The sequence below is a fragment of the Candidatus Saccharimonadales bacterium genome, from assembly GCA_036388415.1.
GTDB lineage: Bacteria > Patescibacteriota > Saccharimonadia > Saccharimonadales > UBA4665 > UBA4665.
Genome location: DASVRW010000002.1, coordinates 814068 through 831051, shown reverse-complemented (window position 1 = coordinate 831051; position 16984 = coordinate 814068). Strand labels below are relative to the sequence as shown.

Genomic DNA, 16984 nt, shown 5'->3' with positions numbered 1-16984 from the left:
TCCTTATATTCTATTGTAAATCGATATCTTCATTGAAGTTATCTGGTTTTGGATGTTGTATTTCGCGCTTAGGTGCCCGAGGATAATTCTTTAGTTCATTCAGCGGTACGTTTGGCATGGCGCCTTTTACGTACTGGGCCATCTGGTGGCGCAACCATTCGCTGGCACTCATGCCGTGTATTGCCAGTACTATCTTGAGGCTACGATATTCGTCGTCGTCTAAATAGAAGGTAACACGCTTCATAGCTGGGTACGCCCGACTATAGTTCAACCTTATTAATACTATCGACTAAACTTTCGCCTGATTCGAGCGCACCCATGAGGTCGAGTACCTTGTCAGAGAAACCAGCCAGACTGTAAACGTTCTTTTCTGGAAAAGCGATGGAGCCATATCCCTGAAGGTCGAACGAATATAGCTTTGGGTTAGCGCCGGTGCGCTTACGATAGTCAGCTAGTGCGGCTTTGGGGTCGCCATTATGTCCGTGCGAGCCGTTGTATATCATCCAGCCATCCATACCTTCATCCGACCACGCCTGCATATCAGATAGAATTATAATTCGATCGTACGCTTTGTGAGCATAATTGAAGATGATATTGAAGTCAGTACCGCCGCCATGGAATGGCATAGATTGTGCTATGGATATGATCGAATCATTTGGATTGGGTGTAATCGGATGCGCCTGCGTATCAAATAGGAGCAAGTCAGCCCCGCTGTTTTTCTTGTAGAGCATTGCAGCAAATAGAGTAGCAATTTCGGAAGGACGGCCACTCATTGAGCCTGAGGTATCGACAGCGATTAGCGTGCTACCGTCAAATTGTGGACAATTCTGCGCAGAAATATCAATAGCTTTTGACAGCGCCGAGACGACTTCTCGAGATTCTGGAATCTGGCCAATTTCCTTCAAAGCTGTCGTGAAGCGGAATGGTAGAACCAAAGACTTCTTGATCCTGTTTTCGTCGACAAGCTGCTCGCATGCGAGTGCAACTGAGCCGGGAGCATCTGTCATGATGTTGCGTAAGTTGCGGAGCAAAGCGAAGTAACCGAGTTTGTTCGTTTCAAGTAAATCTTTCCAGACCAGGCCGCGTTGAGCAGTACTCTGTCCGGCTGCTGAAATACGGCTTTCCCATGTATTCTCTGATCGAAGCTCTCCACTGACCAGGGCTTTTAACGCATCACCATTTTTTTCGCTTGGACGTGGGTGCACCAGATTTACGACATCAACAAGTGATATTTTATTTGTCTTGCTACGATATTTAGCCAGCTGGTAGGTATCAAATTTGTCAAATGACTTAGCTAGTCCTTGCTTGAGAGAGTTCGGCAAAGGCTTGCCATATTCCTGAAGGTAATAGGCTACAATTTCTGTAATGTCATCAGGACGGCGAACAACCTTTTCATAAAAATGTCTAGTCCATGCTTCGCCCTTGACGCTATGCGCAAGCTCACCGGCGAGTACGTGACTAACAGAACGCATGCCATACTCATGACGAGCGTAGATGCCGGCCTTAGCCGCAAATAACGGGTCAACTTTAGATATAAGCTCCTGTAACGAGCTTAAGGCATCGCTACCTGAACGATAAGTTTGATTACGTAGAAAATTGGTAAGCAGCAAAGAAACTAAGGCGTTTTCAGGGGATTGCTCGTATGCATTTCCGCCCGCCAAATTTGTGACGGTACTAGGTTTATTTGTTGTGTTAAAAAGAGCCATTTGCTCCTCCTGAGTGAGTAATTAGTAAGCGGGTAGGTTCCTGATTTCGTTGACAATAGTAAGACAAGAAAACTTGCGAGAACAAAACTAGGGTTCGAACCTAGGTATGCCGGGGTCAGCCGGCACCGTAAACCAGAGACGATGAAGTTCTCGCATTACTGTGTCCTACTATTGTGAACGAACATAATCGGGAGAAAAGCGAGACCGGCGTTGATTCATATTACAAACGAAGTAGCCGAATCTCTTACTACCCATTTTGATAGTACAACACGTGGTACTTTATGTAAAGACTAATGTAATTAAAACAACTATATTTTAACAAGTAATAGTAATAAACAGGAATTTCACTATGAGATTTGGCGTCGGCCTTAAGCCTATGCTGGAATGAAGTGCAGACGCCAGAGCACGCTAGAAATAGTATGCTGGTTCTGATACACTACAAGTCATGCAAAATCGTCGAATCGCTGTCCGAGGTTTAATATTGAAAAACGGTAAGATGCTTGGTGTTAGGCTCAAAAAATATAAAGGCAGGTCAACTGACGACGGCCTAGATTACTGGTGTACACCAGGCGGCGGAGTTGATGTCGGCGAACCGCTTATTCCGGCTTTGGAGCGCGAACTTATCGAAGAGACAGGTGTAAGGCCCACAGTTGGCAATCTGCTTTATGTTCAACAATTTCAGCATAATGACTGGGAACATCTTGAATTTTTCTTCCACATCGCAAACAGTGATGACTACGAACATATAAATCTCGAATCGACTACTCACGGTGCCATCGAAATCGCTGAAATTGATTTTATAGACCCGTCTGTCAATATCGTTCTGCCGGCATTTCTGACTAAGTTAGATTTGGCTTCTGACGTCGCTGCCGGAGCAACCAAACTCTTCAATAACCTTACTAATTAAAGCTATCAGCTCTAACCGTCATCAAAATTATATTTTATTTCTATTATTTTGAGCCGATGCGCCGTTCGGTTCATGCCGAGGTGTATAGTGGCTGTTTGTCAGCTGCTAGATTTCAACAGGGCTGTAGTCAGCAATTTCGAAATCAAATATAGCGGTACGCTCAGTCACGCCGTCATTGTAAACGAGTTGTGCACTGTAGGTGCCAGCGATAGAACTGCTGCCATACTGAATTACTAATGATCCATAGCCGGATTCTTTTTGGTGAGCGTCGCACAGTACGCCATGGTCGATAGTCGGTGCAGCTATAATCCTGCATCCCATGCCTCCGTATTCGTTTGCTGGGTAGACATAGCCTTCGTCCGTCACGATATCAAACGGAATGATCAGCTGCTTCGCGTCTATATAGCGAAGGTCATTAACATAAGCTTCGTGCTCACGTAACACCACCTGAAATGTTGGCCGTGGCGTTGGCTCAACTGGCTTGGCGGGTACAACTGGTTCACTGACGATTGGTGTTGGTGCAGGTGATGGTACTGGGGTGGTAGTCTGTTCAGCTACCGGTGCACCGGTAGCCGTAGGTGTCGCTACGGCAATGTTTGCCTGCACAACATTGGCCGGTCGCTTCTTAGTAGCGGCAACCCGCTCATCAGCGGGGACACTACCTGTAAAATTATCCGCAGGAGCCGAAGTAGTATTGGTCAGGTTGTCAGCAGTGATTTTATCCGTTTTTACCGATGTATCAGAGGTACTTACCGGGCTAGTTTTAGGAGATACAGTCTCATTTGATGGTTGGTTTGACGAATAGGCAACCAGCAACCCGCCCGTGGCAACTGTAACGGCTAGTATACTGACGCTTACAGCGACGTTTTTAATATTCTTATTCATAATGTTCTCCACACAAACTTGATAATTTACAGAAACATTATCATATATATATTGCTAAGTCAAGTATTTATGGTATAGATATATTATAACACTTTGTTGTCGACAGCTTTAAGTGCCAGAAAGAATGCTTGCTGCATAGACAAAAATGCCAGGACTTTATACCATACCTATACGCCCACGACGCCCCATTAACAAAGGAGAAAGCGATGTCAGATCAAACACCTATGCAGGTTGCAGTTGTTGATAACAAAATAACACTGTCACGGACGTATGACGCTCCCAAAGAGTTGGTATTTTCAATGTTCAAAAACCCTGAGCAGCTGGCAAAATGGTGGGGGCCGGCGGAATGGCCGGCTACGATCGCGGCTTTTGACTTTACCGAAGGCGGCGTTTGGCACTACTACATGACCGGTCCGGACGACACCAAAGCCTGGGGAAAGGCTACATTTAAGACAATTGATGAGCCAAATAGTCTAAGTTTTGTTGACGTGTTTTCTGATGAGCAGGGAACAGTCGACTCGAAGCTCCCCGAGGGCGAAGCCACGTTTACCTTTGACGAAACTGACGGCAAAACGACACTGAGCTCAATCAGTACCTATCAGACGGCCGAAGAAGTCCAGAAATTAGTCGAAATGGGCATGCTGGAGGGTGTCAAGGACACGTGGAATCAGTTGGATACACTCATTGATGCGAGTCAAAAATCAAATACTTGAATCAAGCCTAGCTAATACGCCGTTGATTTCCTCAGGGCGGCTAAGTACGCTCTTTGGTCTAATGCTATAAGTTTGAAGATGGGCAAATGTAATGCCGTTTGTATGTTTATGCACCTAATTTTCCAAGTAGCCGCGACAATTCAGTATTTTCTGCAGTGCTCAGCCGCTCCAGCCCAATGCCATTCGGTAGGCAGGGCAGGAGAGTTTCGATCAGTTCCCTGCCGGCTTTTGTGATCGCAAGTTGTTTGGCGCGGCGGTCTTCGGGCATCTCACGGCGGCTTATAAGGCCGAGCAATTGCAGCCGTTCGGCAAGGCCAGTCACATTCGATGCGTCGCAGTGCATTTGCTTGGCAAGCGTCCCCATAAGGATCTGATCTTCACCGTACAGGTGATAGAGCATCATTATCTGCTGCAAGGTAAGGTCGCGGACTGTAGCGAAGTGCTCAATGTTTGACTTCATAATTTTCCAAAGCTGTAATATTTCTAAACAGATTTTAAGATCACGGGGCGAATTTGATATATCCATATACGTCATTATACTTGAAGAACTAAATAGTTGACAAGTTCAAGTATATATTTATACTAAAAAGTAATATACGTTAAAACAAGGACCTATTATGATTGAAACCGTAAAGAACAAAGGACTGGCCCTGCTCATCCTAGCTGGCGCCCAGTTTATGGTCGTGCTGGATGCTACTATCGTGAATGTTGCATTGCCATCCATACAAAAGGCATTGGTATTTACCAGTACCGCACAACTGCAATGGATCGTGACGGCCTATACATTACTATTCGGCGGATTCTTGCTGCTCGGCGGACGCTTGTCGGATCTAATGGGTCGCCGAAAGGTCTTTCTGATCGGCATTATTTTATTCGCTATTGCATCATTGCTGGCAGGCTTTGCCCAAAACCCAACGCAAATTATTGCCTTCCGTGGATTGCAGGGGCTGGGCGCAGCACTCCTGTCGCCAGCCGCCTTATCGCTGGTGCTGAGCATTTTTGCTGAAGGCGCCGAACGCAACAAAGCGCTTGGTGTCTGGAGCGGAGTTGCCGCCGGTGGTGGGGCCGTTGGTCTGTTATTGGGCGGCGTGCTGACGCAGTTTGTCGACTGGCGCTGGATTTTCTTTATCAATGTACCTGTAGCAGCTGTGTTAGTATTCCTGGCTTTGCGCAACTTGCCACAAAGCGCGCCGGCAGCCGGCAGCCGCAGTCTTGATCTACCAGGAGCGGTACTCGTTACCTCGGGTCTCATGGTACTGGTGTATTCTTTTGTCAAAGCCACAGAGTACGGCTGGGCAAGCATCGAAACCCTTGGCGGTATTGCTCTGGCCGTAGCCCTGCTGGTCGGTTTTATTATCAATGAGCTGCATGTAGCGCATCCATTGATGCCGCTACGGATTTTTAAGAACCGCAATGTTACCGCCGGCAATCTGATGCAGTTGCCTATTACAGCCGGAATGTTCAGCGTGTTCTTCTACTTGTCGCTCTATTTGCAGCAGATTCTTGAATACTCCCCCGTTAAAACTGGTGTGCACAATCTGCCGTTCACTTTCTTCATCGCCTTGACTGCCACTATTGCTTCCAAAAAGGTTGCTCAGGTATCACCAAAGAAAATATTGATTTTCGCACCATTATTGACCGCCGCCGGTCTGGCATATTTTGCCCGGATTCCTGTTAGCGGCAACTATTTAGTAGATGTCCTGCCTGGTATCGCCATGATGGCGTCTGGCATGGGTGCCACATTTGTCGCCCTGACGCTGGCCGCAACTAGCGGCGTCGAAGCCAAAGAGTCTGGCCTCGTCTCTGGGCTGCTGAATACTTCGCAGCAAATCGGCGGTGCCATCGGCTTGGCTGTGCTGACCACTATATCGACTGCCAAAACAAACAGTGTTATGGCCGCCGCAGGAGGTAATCCAGCTGCACTGAATGGTGCACTCGTCCAAGGATTCCGCAGTGCTTTCATGATCGCCTCGCTGCTGGCCATAGCTGCCAGTGTGATCGCCCTGATCGGTCTGCAGAATCATACACTGACCAAAGATGAGCTCGACCACGAAATGGAACACGAAGCAGAAGGTTTCCCGGTCGTTCCTGGCGTCTAGATAACGGCCCCTGACCGCTCCTAGATACCAAATTGCTGCAACTGCTGTGCAGACAATGGCTGGATGACGAGTTTGTGCAGCTTAGCCGCCAAGAATCCCTGCAGGATTTTGTAGGTATCGAGATCAAATGTTTTGGCCGTCTGGCTTGCCAGTGACTTTATCTCGGGATCGCAATATTCGTCCTGACTGACTTCTGCCAGTACGCACCATTGGTCAACAATAATACCCGATGACATTGTCGATTCCGTACATCGTTCCTGCACTAGTACTGGCCCCTGATACGGCCAATCACGAATCCGCTGGCGCTCAAATGCTAAGCCTAAGCGTTGATTGTATACTTCAGGAGCTTCGGCTCCGGCACAAGCGCCGCGGCATTTGTGCAGCTGGTATGAAAAGCAGGCTTTGGCTGACTTCTCAAGTCCCAGTAATTTTGGACAGAGATTGTATAGTTTTTGCATACCGTCTAGCGACGTACGGGCTTGATTACGACGAGCATACACAGCCAAGACGCTCGACAAATTATCTGGTTCAAGCTGGCTGGCTTCCTCGAGGCTCACGTGATGATAACCGTCTGCGTCAACTGATTGGCGGGCGATCAGCAGTTTTTGCGTCTTGCGTAATTTGCGGTTGTACAGCGGCATCATTTCTTTGACGAGGCGCGATTCTAGCAGCAATGCTTCCAGCTCGCCGCCAGTTGTCCGAGTCGAAATATGCTTAATTGCCTGAGAAATCTTGAATTCTTTACTGTCGTCATGGTCATGGCCGAAATGACTAAGCACGCGCTTTTTTATATTGATGCTTTTACCGATGTAGAGCGGTTTATTTTGTTCATCTTCGAATATATAGACTCCGGGAGTTTCCGGCAGTTCTTTGATCAGATCAGCCTGCAGTCCTTTTGGAAGCGCTGGCTGACGAAGCTGGCGGGAGATAGCAGCTTGGATAATTTCAGCCGGGAAATCAGCGTGCACCAGTTGCAGGAACTGCCAAAGAACATGGGCGTCATCGTACGCCCGGTGGCGTTTCTCAAAGCTAAAGCCGTGCCGGGCAATCAAGCTCTCTAACTTGTGGCTTTTGTGTTCTGGATACAGTGTTCGAGATAATTTAACGGTACAGAGCTGTTTTGGCAGAAAAGTTTTGTTTACGCGTTTGAATTCCTGCTTCAGAAATGAATAATCGAATCGTACATTGTGAGCGACAAAGATTGCCCCGCTCAGAATATCGTGCAGTTCCACGGCAATTTGGCGAAATGGCATAGCGCCGCGCAGATCCTCGCTCCTGATCCCCGTCAGCTTTGTTATAAAGAATGGCAGCTCGGTTTCTGGATCAATCAATTGATTGAAGACGCGGGTGATCCGGCCGTTTTCAACGCGGATAGCGGCGACTTCAATCACCCGGCCACGGATATGGCTCAACCCATTCGTCTCGATGTCGACGAACACCATTGGCGTGTCTAATATACTCCCCCCAGTTTGCCCCATTACCATCAGTATAGTGTAATCATTACCCTTTTGCCAGATAGTTGACAGCAGCGCTGCTATACAGAATTCTTGGCTTTTTGCGCCGTCTAAATGCGTGAACAAAAATACTACACATTATCATTGCTGCAACAGAGGCATTCCGGTATGATGAGCTCACACCAAAGATAACATCAAATAAAATACATTGACAAAAACGCAAACTCATGTATAATAATAAGTGTTGTGATCACAAACAAAAACGTTCCAAACAATAAAAATACAAAAAGTAACTAGTAAGCAAAGGGCAAATTATTATATGAAAACTAACAATACCAAGAGCGGCTTAGCATTCGAATTCACTTCAACGAATGACGCCCAAGTGTCTCGATTCGATCGTTTCCTCAAGAATATTTAACGGTCACCGTACACAATCTGATAACACAGCCCGGATTCGTTCGGGCTGTGTTATTTTTGTGGCAATATAGATTTTATGCTTATGCTTTATAATGAGAGCAATGCGCAACCCCACAAACTGGCACAAGCAACACAAACAATCGCTGACAACCGGTGAACGGGCGGCAGATATTCTCCGTAACACCATGGGCAGCTGGTCGTTTGTTTTTGGCTTTCTGACATTCCTCGGTCTATGGGCCTTGCTAAACACTAATCCGAATGTTGCGCACTGGGATAAATTCCCGTTCATATTGCTCAATTTATTTTTATCGATGTTGGCTGCCCTGCAAGGCGCTATCCTGCTGATCGCTGCCAAGAGAATGGACGCCATTAGCGCTGCCCAGGCCCGCCGTGACCTAGCCACTGACATAGCCGCCAAAGAGGAAATCGAAGTACTGATGCAACAGAACGAACGCCAGCTCAAAGATATTGCAGAGCTTAGAGTACTGCTCGAAAAACGCCTTAAGTAATGAACTCTTGTGCGTATTTTTTGCGGTCGGCGCGGATATGGCTGGCTTTCCACAATTCATGAAGTACTGGCTTATGAAAGCTGACGCCTAGCAGTGGGATTGTATGCTTGGCTGCAGCTATGGCTGTGCGCATACGAAACGAAACCTTCGGTTGCAAGGTTATTTTATTCTGCCGATAATCATCGGGCGCATCGTGTGCCGAGTCAAGCATACAGGCTGCAATTCCAAGCTCACGCAGAATTGGCATAAACGTATCCGAAAATTGGGGCTGACTTCGAACCTCTTCAGTAGCACTGTCTGCAAATAATTCTGCTGTCTGTACAGCTTCGGCTCCACGGAGTCGTATAAAGCGGTAAACACTATTGGCGCGCGTCAGATAATGACCGATTCGAAGTATGGTATTGGTTCGCGATAGTAAATTATTGTGAACGTTTGGCTGCAGAGCCTCTGGTGTTAAATTGGGGTATCTGTCACGGAAAATATCAAACCGTTGGATTTCGGATATTGTCGACAAAGGAGTAGCGGCCGTGTCGTCTACATGAGTGTCGATTTCGCGCATAATTCCCATCAGTTCACGCCACCTCAACAATGTCAGATTATCAATGTGGACATTGCAATGTGATTCAGCGACAGATTTTAGAACATCAGCAAGCTGATAATAGGCCGGGTATGTAGCATCCCAAGCAGCGGCTGCGGCAGATTCGTGCATGAATTAATTTTGAAATAGTTACCTCAAAATGGCAAGGCAATCCAGGCGCGCACTCACGGAAATGCTAAAACGGCAAAGGCTATAGTATGCCAGCTGCTATACTGTGCTTATGCCTAATTTATCATCAAATGCGATTGTCGGAAGGCTATCTAGCATAGAAGAGACGTCGATCGAAAATCTGCCGTTCGGCTATATCGTTACTAATAACAATCATGAAATTGTACGGATTAATTACGCGGCCCGGCAATTGCTGGTTGTGAGTGACGATATAGCGAAGCTTGAGCAAGTAGTCAAAAAGTTACCGGAGCAGCTACAATTACTTGACCATGTCAAGTATTGCTCGATCGAACATAAATCGTGTAGTTTTCGCGAAGTTCCACTTGGTGACCGTATTGCTCGGGTATCGCTGTCCCCTGTGTTTCATAACGATGATCTTGAGGGTAATGTGCTGACGCTCGAAGACGTTACTGATGCTGTAGCCAAGGAGCACGCCCGCGACCAGTTTTTGTCCTTTCTGGTACATGAGCTGCGGACGCCGCTGACGGCAATTCACGGCAACAGTCTGCTGATCCAGGAATATTATACTGAAGCCATGAAAGACGAAAGCCTGGGCGAGATGATCCGCGATATTGGATCCGGTAGCGAAAATTTACTGACGATGGTCAGCGAATTCCTTGATATGGGCCGGCTGGAGGAAGGCCGGGTGAGTTATGATTTGAAACAATTTGAGGCTGTTGGCGTAATTCGAGAAACGGTTCGGGGCCTCGGCGTTATAGCAAAAGAGCATAATCTATCATTGGTATTTGATGAATACGAAGGCTCTGAAATACAAGTGGTTGGCGATCCCGTCCGGGTAGCGCAGGTACTGACAAACTTGATCGGTAACTCCTTAAAATTTACTGAAACGGGCGGCATTACTGTTCGCCTGGGTAAAGATAGCGCAACCGATCTAGATATACTCGTGCAGGATACCGGACCCGGTATCCCAGCGGAGAGCCGGGAGCATATGTTCCAAAAATACTTCCAGGCTGCTAACAATAAGTATACTCGTGACAGTTCCAAGAGTACCGGCCTGGGGCTGTATATTACGAAATTGATGATCGAGGGCATGGGTGGCCGGATTCGCCTGCTGGACGCAAAGCCGGGCAAGGGCTCATGCTTTGCTTTTACTGTGCCGCTAGCAACACCAGATCGGCTCAAGCGACTGGAAAAAGAACTGTATGATGCCAAACAAGGTGTGCAGCACGCGCCAGCGGCTGACCATCAAAGCGTGTTACTGAACCGACCGGCGTAGCCACCCATGCTTTCGTCTTGTAGATACGGTGCTTATGATGTATAATAAACATTATCGAACGATCGTTAAACAACGATAAATGAGCGGCTCGTCACACAGTATGCATACCAAAGAAGATATTATTATCCAGACTATACCGATTCTCGCCCGCGAGGGCTATGCCGGGACTTCGATGCGGAAGATTGCCGCGACTATTGGCAAAGAGCCATCAAATATTTATGCTCATTTTGCCGACAAGGAGTCATTGCTCCGCGCCACAAGAATGTATATTATTGACCAACTGACTAGAGATCAGACGTATCCGGACAAGGCCGATGCATCGACACTGCTGCGGCTGACAATTGCCTTTCAGCTCAGAAACCGCACCTACATCGTAGCCTTGCTGCAGTATTTTATGGCAATGCGCCAGGATTTTCCCAGTACCGACGGGGGCTATGTACCAGTTCATGCCTATCAGCACATGCTGCGCGTTATCCGACGCGGTGTTGAACAAGGTATATATGGCCCTGATTCAGAAATGTTCTCGGCTAAAGCAACAACACATATGGTCAACGGCTTTTTGATGGAATATTTCGATCAGGATTTGTCGCAGGCTGATACACAAGTATTAGTCGAGCAGCTGGCAGTCTGTATCGAACGTGCTCTCACGCGCAGCGAGGCCGTCCATGCTTAAGACGGCCACTACAACGGCCCGACCGACGCGTGCCTCGGTGCTGAATGATGTTAATGCTGCGCTGGCTACTTTTTTTGAGGAGCGTATACGGCGCTCGGCTCACATCGCAGGATCATATGAACGGTTATGGCAAGACGTGGCCAGACTTAATCAAGCGGGCGGCAAACGACTGCGGCCATATATGGCCGTGCTCGGTTATCATGCATTTGGTGGCAGTCGTCACGATCAGATAATCTCTGTGGCTGCTGCCTGGGAATTGTTGCACTTGTCGATGCTGATCCATGACGACATCATTGATAATGACCTGATACGCTATGGGGTCAAAAACATTGCCGGATCGTATATGGATATCTATGATAACGAACCGTCACTAGAACGGAGGCAGCATTTGGCGGCCAGTGCGGCGCTGCTGGCTGGCGATTTGGCTTTGTCGTCGGCGTATGAAATTGTGCTCGATAGTTCTGAGCTGACCTCAGAACAGAAATTAGTCGCGCAACGCTACCTGGCTGATGCGATTTTCGCCGTGGCGGGCGGTGAGCTACTTGATACTGAATCAACTCTACAAACGTTCGTAACGGCTGAGCCGTTAACGGTCGCGGCCTACAAAACTGCGCTCTATTCGTTTGTTGGACCAATGTCGGCGGGAGCGGCGATTGCCGGGGCATCGGTAGCTGATTTGGACGATATCCGACAATTCGGCGTCGCCCTCGGGTGCGCCTTTCAACTCGTGGATGATATGTTGGGAATATACGGCGATCCAGCTCTAACTGGCAAGAGTAACAGTGGTGATTTACGCGAAGGTAAACGAACTTACATTTTACAGCAGGCCTATGCAATGGCCACTTCGTCGGATCGACAGGTTCTTGACGAATTAATCGGCATGCCCGACCTGAATGATAATGAATGTCAGACACTGCGCGCTGTTATCGAGCGCAGTGGCGCGAAACGAGTCTGTCAGCAGCAAATCGACGAGTATATTCGGACGGCTACTGATATCATTGACGGCATGAACGTCACGTCCGAATACAAAGCCGACCTGCACGAACTGCTGTTGGTTGCGACGAAGCGGAGATTTTGATGGACTTGTATACTGACACCGCATCACGGCTTTCGAAGCTATTGACGCGTCAGTATTCGACGTCATTTTCGGCAGCCAGCCGGCTGTTTCCGCAAGCGATGCAGAGCCATATATACAATATTTACGGACTTGTCCGTGTCGCCGACGAGATTGTCGACACCTATCGCGGCAGCGATAGCGCCGAATTACTTGACGCACTAGAGCAAGAAACATATCAGGCTATCCGGCGCGGATTTTCGGCCAATCCAATCATCCACGCCTATGCTCAGACACACCAAAGCTGGGGCATTGACCAACAGTTAGTCACATCGTTTTTTGCCAGTATGCGCATGGACCTGACGGCTACAATCTACGACCAAGCGAATTATGACAAGTATATTTATGGCTCAGCTGAAGTCGTTGGACTAATGTGCCTGCATGTCTTTTGTGCCGGCAACGCTGAGCAGTATCGGCAACTGCAGCCTGGCGCCCAGCGGCTGGGAGCAGCTTACCAGAAGGTAAATTTTCTGCGTGACATCAAAGACGACTATCAGGAGCTCGGGCGCTTCTATTTCCCGGGTTACACGTATGCGACCTTTGACGGCGCCGCAAAACAAACGGTAACGGCTGACATACGCCAAGACTTCGCTGCCGCACTGCCGTATATACGCGCCCTGCCAGCCGGAGTACGGCCAGCAGTCATGACAAGCTACAGCTACTATCACGCACTCCTTGAACTGCTCGAGCGGGCTGATATCGACCATATTAAGCAAGCTCGTATCCGTATTCCGGCTTACCGTAAAGCGCTGCTACTTGCGCCGCAGGCCCTGAGGATTAAGCGGTGAAAAAAGTTATTATCATCGGAGCCGGTATTGGAGGATTGGCTACGGCTAATCTGTTGGCAGCCAGCGGTTACGAAGTTGTAATCTATGAGCAGAATGATCAGCCGGGCGGCCGGGCCGGACGATTGCACATCGATGGTTTCACATTTGACACTGGTCCGTCGTGGTACCTCATGCCGGAAGTCTTCGAACAATACTTCCGGCTGTTCGGCGAAGATGTCAGTACGCTTCTGGAACTGCAGCGGCTGGATCCGGCCTACAAAGTGTTTTTTGAAGGTGAGGCCGCGCCGGTGACGATCCATGCCGACCTGGAAGCTGACAAGCAGACATTTGAGCAGATTGAGTCCGGATCGGGTGCGCGCCTGGAACGCTACCTCGCACGGTCAGAAGATATATATACGGCTGCAATTGAGCAATTTTTGTACACGAATTTCGAACGGCCGCAGACGATGCTGCGACCGGCTACAATCAAAACATTACCCAGGATGGCAGTCGCGGCGCTAACGCCGATCGACCGCTACGTCGGCCGTTACTTTCAAGATTCGCGGTTGCGACGGATCATGGAATATCCCATGGTATTTTTGGGTACGTCACCGTACGAAGCACCGGCAATATATAGTTTGATGAGCCATATGGACTTTAATCAAGGCGTCTTCTATCCACGGCGCGGACTCTATGCAATCATCGAGGCGCTGGTCGCAATTGGCACCCGCAGCGGCGTTACCTATCACTACAACACGGCAGTATCAAAAATTGAGAGCATTCAAGGAATAGCTACGGGCGTCCGCCTGGAAAACGGCACCGTCGATGAAGCTGACATTATCATTTCCAATGCCGATCTGCATTTTACCGAAACCCAGCTACTCGCTCCGGCTAACCGGACCTATGACGCTGGCTATTGGAAGAAAAAGCAGGCCGGGCCGTCAGCACTTCTGATGTATCTCGGCGTCAAAGGCTCGCTGCCGGAGCTCGATCATCACAATCTGCTATTTACTGAGGATTGGCGGGCGAACTTCGATGCTATTTTCAAAACCAAGACCTGGCCGACGCCGGCCTCTATCTATATTTGTAAACCGAGTCAGACTGATGCGACGGTCGCGCCAGCAGGCCACGAAAATATGTTCGTGCTGGTACCCGCGCCTGCCAATCCTGACGTTACCCCGCAGCAGCTGGAAGCACTGTCAGAAACGTACTTAGATCAAATTGTTGCTATGACGGGCATAGCTGATCTAAAAGACAGAATTGTCGTGAAGCGTTTGGCCGGGCCGAATGATTTTGCACACACCTACAATGCCTGGCAAGGGACTGCGCTTGGCTTGTCGCACCGGCTCAATCAAAGTGCTCTATTCCGGCCGTCTAACCACAGCAAGCGTCTCAACAATCTGTACTATGTCGGTGCTAACACGACGCCAGGAGTTGGCTTGCCAATGTGTCTCATCGGTGCCGAACTCGTCTACAAACGTCTGACTGGCGATACGACTTCGACGCCGATAACGTCACTGCTGAGATCATCAGATGCTTGAACAATATGCCTATCTTGCTGCGCTTTTGGTATCTATATCGGGACTACTGACGCTTGATCACCGCTTTCGATTGGCGGTGTTTTATGACCGCAAACGCACCCTGGCAACTATCGGGCTAAGCGTCGCCGTGTTTATAGTCTGGGATGTATTCGGCGTTATAAACCGTATTTTTCGGGTTGGCGAAACGACCTACCTGACAGGGCTGCGCATCGGTGCTGAATTCCCAATTGAAGAGTTATTTTTCCTCACTTTGCTCACCTACAGCGCGCTGCTATTATACCGCGGCGGAGAGCAACTATGGCAACGTACCTAATACTAAACGTTGTTATGCTCGGGCTGATACTAGCAGCCGTATATACGGGGCGCCAGCGTATAGTCTGGAAAGTGATACTTGCAGCTACCGCAGCCTTACTCATATTGACGGTTGTTTTTGACAATCTCATCATTGCGAGCGGCATTGTCGCCTACGATGTATCTCGTATCAGCGGGCTATATATCGGTAAGGCGCCGATTGAGGATTTTGCTTATGCGATTGGCGCCAGCCTGCTAGTACCGTATATTTGGGAAAAGATGAAAGACAAGATATGAACCTGATACTCCAATTATTAAAAGTGTCGCGGCCAATTTCATGGCTCAATACTGCATATCCATTTGCTGCCACCTACCTTGTGTTGGAGCGAGCGGTTGATACACGCTTCGTCATTGCGACGCTATTTTTCCTGATTCCGTATAATTTGATCATGTACGGCGTTAATGACGTCTATGATTATGAATCGGATATTCGAAACCCGCGTAAAGGCGGGATGGAGGGGGCCCTATCTGCTAAGCGTTTACACCGTCCTATCCTGATTGCGTCAGCCGTCGTTGGCATACCGTTCATGGTTGGTTTGTTTGTCCTCGGGAGTTTGGCGGCTAATCTCGTGCTCGCCGTCGTCATGTTTTTTGTGCTGGCGTACAGCGTACCGGTACTTCGCTTCAAGGAACGGCCGTTTGTCGATTCGATTACGTCAAGTATTCATTTCGTCGGGCCGCTGATCTATGGGCTAACGCTAGCGGGGCATACCAGCTCTGCATATGCGCTTGTCGCGTCATTTTTCCTATGGGGCATGGCGTCACACGCCTTTGGGGCAGTGCAGGATATTGTTCCCGACCGCGAGGGAGGCATCCGTTCCATCGCCACGGCTCTTGGAGCCAGTAAAACAGTGTGGTTTTCACTCGGATTATACGCTGCCAGCAGTTTGCTTTTGCTGACTTACGGCATGTCAGTTGCGCTGTATGCTGTTGTCGGGCTGCTGTATATTATTAATATTTTTCCGTTCCGGGCAGTGTCTGATGCGGACTCGCACCGATCGAATAAAGCTTGGCGGCAATTTATTTACCTCAATCTTTTTGCTGGCTTTGCGGCAACGATGCTAATTATATACATCCACGTACTATCTGTATGACAATATCAGTCGTCATTCCTGCCTATAACGAAGCGGCAACTATCGAAGCCTGCCTCCAGGCTTTACGGCAACAAACTAGACAAGCCGATGAGATTATTCTCGTTGATAACAACAGCATAGACGACACGGCGCATATCGCCCGGCAGTGCGGTGCACGCGTCATTACTGAACCGCAGCAGGGAATTATGCCGGCAGCACATGCCGGCTACCAGCATAGTACCGGCGATATAATAGCTCGTTGTGACGCCGATTCCATTGTCCCTGTGGACTGGCTGCAGCGTATAGAACAACAGCTGCAGGCGCACCCGGAAGCTGTCGCTATTACCGGGCCGGGCACGTTTTATGATACGCACTGGCTCGTCAATTGGTGGGCGCAAGTATGGTATATGTACGCCTATTTCATAAGCGTTGGATCGGCAATCGCGCAGTGGCCGCTCTTTGGGTCGAACTGCGCCATCCGCCGTACGGCTTGGCTAAAAATCGCGGATGACGTGCACCGCACGCGAGCCGATATCCACGATGACATTGACCTGTCGATGCACCTGTCAGCAAGCTCACGCGTACTCTTCGTGCCATCTCTAACGGTTGGTATTTCAGCCCGTTCACTGCGTGTTTCGAACCTACCGTCGCGCTACAGGAAAGGCCTGCGCAGCCTCTCTATACACTGGCCGGCGCAGGCACCGTGGCAGCGCTGGCGGCAGCGGCTATAGGCTGACAGTCATATAATAGAATTACATATTTGAGATGCGAG

General features: G+C 48.9%; 19 protein-coding genes. 13 read left to right on the top strand and 6 right to left on the bottom strand.

Annotation, left to right across the window (positions count from 1 at the left end):
* Window positions 1-10: 10 nt before the first annotated feature.
* Entirely contained in the window at window positions 11-244 is a 234-nt protein-coding gene (locus tag VF575_04455; GenBank protein ID HEX8182823.1) for a CopG family transcriptional regulator, read from the bottom strand.
* A gap of 16 nt (window positions 245-260) precedes the next feature.
* The gene (locus tag VF575_04450; GenBank protein HEX8182822.1) at window positions 261-1706 is read right to left on the bottom strand and encodes a TROVE domain-containing protein; all 1446 of its coding nucleotides are present in this window, start codon (window positions 1704-1706) and stop codon (window positions 261-263) included.
* A gap of 445 nt (window positions 1707-2151) precedes the next feature.
* On the opposite strand from VF575_04450, the gene VF575_04445 reads away from it, so the two are divergent.
* Complete coding sequence (locus VF575_04445) at window positions 2152-2613, top strand: NUDIX domain-containing protein (protein ID HEX8182821.1); 462 nt, start codon at window positions 2152-2154, stop codon at window positions 2611-2613.
* A 105-nt stretch (window positions 2614-2718) separates the two neighbouring features.
* On the opposite strand, the gene VF575_04440 is transcribed toward VF575_04445, so the two are convergent.
* Window positions 2719-3498 carry a hypothetical protein gene (locus VF575_04440; protein ID HEX8182820.1) on the bottom strand — a complete coding sequence of 260 codons (780 nt, stop codon included), beginning with the start codon at window positions 3496-3498 and terminating at the stop codon, window positions 2719-2721.
* 206 nt (window positions 3499-3704) lie between these two features.
* Here VF575_04440 and VF575_04435 point away from each other — a divergent pair, with 206 nt between their 5' ends.
* Window positions 3705-4211, top strand: coding sequence for an SRPBCC domain-containing protein (locus VF575_04435; GenBank protein HEX8182819.1), 507 nt, complete (start codon window positions 3705-3707; stop codon window positions 4209-4211).
* Between the two features lie 106 nt (window positions 4212-4317).
* Here VF575_04435 and VF575_04430 read toward each other — a convergent pair whose 3' ends face one another.
* On the bottom strand, window positions 4318-4737 hold the full coding sequence (locus VF575_04430; GenBank protein ID HEX8182818.1) for a MarR family transcriptional regulator: 420 nt from the start codon (window positions 4735-4737) through the stop codon (window positions 4318-4320).
* A gap of 91 nt (window positions 4738-4828) precedes the next feature.
* Between VF575_04430 and VF575_04425 the strand changes: the two genes are divergently transcribed.
* A complete protein-coding gene (locus tag VF575_04425) occupies window positions 4829-6310 on the top strand; it encodes an MFS transporter (GenBank protein ID HEX8182817.1) in 1482 nt (493 codons plus the stop codon).
* A 20-nt stretch (window positions 6311-6330) separates the two neighbouring features.
* Here VF575_04425 and VF575_04420 read toward each other — a convergent pair whose 3' ends face one another.
* Window positions 6331-7788: an exonuclease domain-containing protein gene (locus VF575_04420; GenBank protein ID HEX8182816.1), complete on the bottom strand. Its 1458-nt coding sequence runs from the start codon at window positions 7786-7788 to the stop codon at window positions 6331-6333.
* A 494-nt stretch (window positions 7789-8282) separates the two neighbouring features.
* Here VF575_04420 and VF575_04415 point away from each other — a divergent pair, with 494 nt between their 5' ends.
* The gene (locus VF575_04415; protein ID HEX8182815.1) at window positions 8283-8690 is read left to right on the top strand and encodes a DUF1003 domain-containing protein; all 408 of its coding nucleotides are present in this window, start codon (window positions 8283-8285) and stop codon (window positions 8688-8690) included.
* Here the strand turns inward: VF575_04415 and VF575_04410 are convergent.
* Window positions 8683-9399, bottom strand: a complete 717-nt coding sequence (locus tag VF575_04410; protein ID HEX8182814.1) for a hypothetical protein — start codon at window positions 9397-9399, stop codon at window positions 8683-8685. The genes VF575_04415 and VF575_04410 overlap by 8 nt on opposite strands.
* Before the next feature lie 109 nt (window positions 9400-9508).
* Here VF575_04410 and VF575_04405 point away from each other — a divergent pair, with 109 nt between their 5' ends.
* The 9 genes from VF575_04405 to VF575_04365 all read left to right on the top strand — a co-directional run bounded on the left by VF575_04405 (window position 9509) and on the right by VF575_04365 (window position 16943).
* The gene (locus VF575_04405) at window positions 9509-10693 is read left to right on the top strand and encodes a PAS domain-containing sensor histidine kinase (GenBank protein HEX8182813.1); all 1185 of its coding nucleotides are present in this window, start codon (window positions 9509-9511) and stop codon (window positions 10691-10693) included.
* A 79-nt stretch (window positions 10694-10772) separates the two neighbouring features.
* Window positions 10773-11366, top strand: coding sequence for a TetR/AcrR family transcriptional regulator (locus tag VF575_04400; protein ID HEX8182812.1), 594 nt, complete (start codon window positions 10773-10775; stop codon window positions 11364-11366).
* Window positions 11359-12444 carry a polyprenyl synthetase family protein gene (locus VF575_04395; protein ID HEX8182811.1) on the top strand — a complete coding sequence of 362 codons (1086 nt, stop codon included), beginning with the start codon at window positions 11359-11361 and terminating at the stop codon, window positions 12442-12444. The genes VF575_04400 and VF575_04395 overlap by 8 nt, the downstream gene beginning before the upstream one ends.
* Window positions 12444-13268, top strand: coding sequence for a phytoene/squalene synthase family protein (locus VF575_04390; protein HEX8182810.1), 825 nt, complete (start codon window positions 12444-12446; stop codon window positions 13266-13268). Before VF575_04395 ends, VF575_04390 begins: the two co-directional genes overlap by 1 nt.
* Window positions 13265-14788: a phytoene desaturase family protein gene (gene crtI / locus VF575_04385; GenBank protein ID HEX8182809.1), complete on the top strand. Its 1524-nt coding sequence runs from the start codon at window positions 13265-13267 to the stop codon at window positions 14786-14788. The genes VF575_04390 and crtI overlap by 4 nt, the downstream gene beginning before the upstream one ends.
* A complete protein-coding gene (locus tag VF575_04380) occupies window positions 14781-15101 on the top strand; it encodes a lycopene cyclase domain-containing protein (protein ID HEX8182808.1) in 321 nt (106 codons plus the stop codon). Before crtI ends, VF575_04380 begins: the two co-directional genes overlap by 8 nt.
* Entirely contained in the window at window positions 15086-15376 is a 291-nt protein-coding gene (locus VF575_04375) for a lycopene cyclase domain-containing protein (GenBank protein ID HEX8182807.1), read from the top strand. The genes VF575_04380 and VF575_04375 overlap by 16 nt, the downstream gene beginning before the upstream one ends.
* The gene (locus tag VF575_04370; protein HEX8182806.1) at window positions 15373-16233 is read left to right on the top strand and encodes a prenyltransferase; all 861 of its coding nucleotides are present in this window, start codon (window positions 15373-15375) and stop codon (window positions 16231-16233) included. The genes VF575_04375 and VF575_04370 overlap by 4 nt, the downstream gene beginning before the upstream one ends.
* Complete coding sequence (locus VF575_04365) at window positions 16230-16943, top strand: glycosyltransferase family 2 protein (GenBank protein ID HEX8182805.1); 714 nt, start codon at window positions 16230-16232, stop codon at window positions 16941-16943. Before VF575_04370 ends, VF575_04365 begins: the two co-directional genes overlap by 4 nt.
* Window positions 16944-16984 lie beyond the last annotated feature (41 nt).

What these genes read in the sequence shown, in the direction of transcription:
- VF575_04455 (HEX8182823.1), bottom strand. Translation starts at nt 244, where the DNA reads ATGAAGCGTGTTACCTTCTATTTAGACGACGACGAATATCGTAGCCTC.
- VF575_04450 (HEX8182822.1), bottom strand. Translation starts at nt 1,706, where the DNA reads ATGGCTCTTTTTAACACAACAAATAAACCTAGTACCGTCACAAATTTG.
- VF575_04445 (HEX8182821.1), top strand. Translation starts at nt 2,152, where the DNA reads ATGCAAAATCGTCGAATCGCTGTCCGAGGTTTAATATTGAAAAACGGT.
- VF575_04440 (HEX8182820.1), bottom strand. Translation starts at nt 3,498, where the DNA reads ATGAATAAGAATATTAAAAACGTCGCTGTAAGCGTCAGTATACTAGCC.
- VF575_04435 (HEX8182819.1), top strand. Translation starts at nt 3,705, where the DNA reads ATGTCAGATCAAACACCTATGCAGGTTGCAGTTGTTGATAACAAAATA.
- VF575_04430 (HEX8182818.1), bottom strand. Translation starts at nt 4,737, where the DNA reads ATGGATATATCAAATTCGCCCCGTGATCTTAAAATCTGTTTAGAAATA.
- VF575_04425 (HEX8182817.1), top strand. Translation starts at nt 4,829, where the DNA reads ATGATTGAAACCGTAAAGAACAAAGGACTGGCCCTGCTCATCCTAGCT.
- VF575_04420 (HEX8182816.1), bottom strand. Translation starts at nt 7,788, where the DNA reads ATGGGGCAAACTGGGGGGAGTATATTAGACACGCCAATGGTGTTCGTC.
- VF575_04415 (HEX8182815.1), top strand. Translation starts at nt 8,283, where the DNA reads ATGCGCAACCCCACAAACTGGCACAAGCAACACAAACAATCGCTGACA.
- VF575_04410 (HEX8182814.1), bottom strand. Translation starts at nt 9,399, where the DNA reads ATGCACGAATCTGCCGCAGCCGCTGCTTGGGATGCTACATACCCGGCC.
- VF575_04405 (HEX8182813.1), top strand. Translation starts at nt 9,509, where the DNA reads ATGCCTAATTTATCATCAAATGCGATTGTCGGAAGGCTATCTAGCATA.
- VF575_04400 (HEX8182812.1), top strand. Translation starts at nt 10,773, where the DNA reads ATGAGCGGCTCGTCACACAGTATGCATACCAAAGAAGATATTATTATC.
- VF575_04395 (HEX8182811.1), top strand. Translation starts at nt 11,359, where the DNA reads ATGCTTAAGACGGCCACTACAACGGCCCGACCGACGCGTGCCTCGGTG.
- VF575_04390 (HEX8182810.1), top strand. Translation starts at nt 12,444, where the DNA reads ATGGACTTGTATACTGACACCGCATCACGGCTTTCGAAGCTATTGACG.
- VF575_04380 (HEX8182808.1), top strand. Translation starts at nt 14,781, where the DNA reads ATGCTTGAACAATATGCCTATCTTGCTGCGCTTTTGGTATCTATATCG.
- VF575_04375 (HEX8182807.1), top strand. Translation starts at nt 15,086, where the DNA reads ATGGCAACGTACCTAATACTAAACGTTGTTATGCTCGGGCTGATACTA.
- VF575_04370 (HEX8182806.1), top strand. Translation starts at nt 15,373, where the DNA reads ATGAACCTGATACTCCAATTATTAAAAGTGTCGCGGCCAATTTCATGG.
- VF575_04365 (HEX8182805.1), top strand. Translation starts at nt 16,230, where the DNA reads ATGACAATATCAGTCGTCATTCCTGCCTATAACGAAGCGGCAACTATC.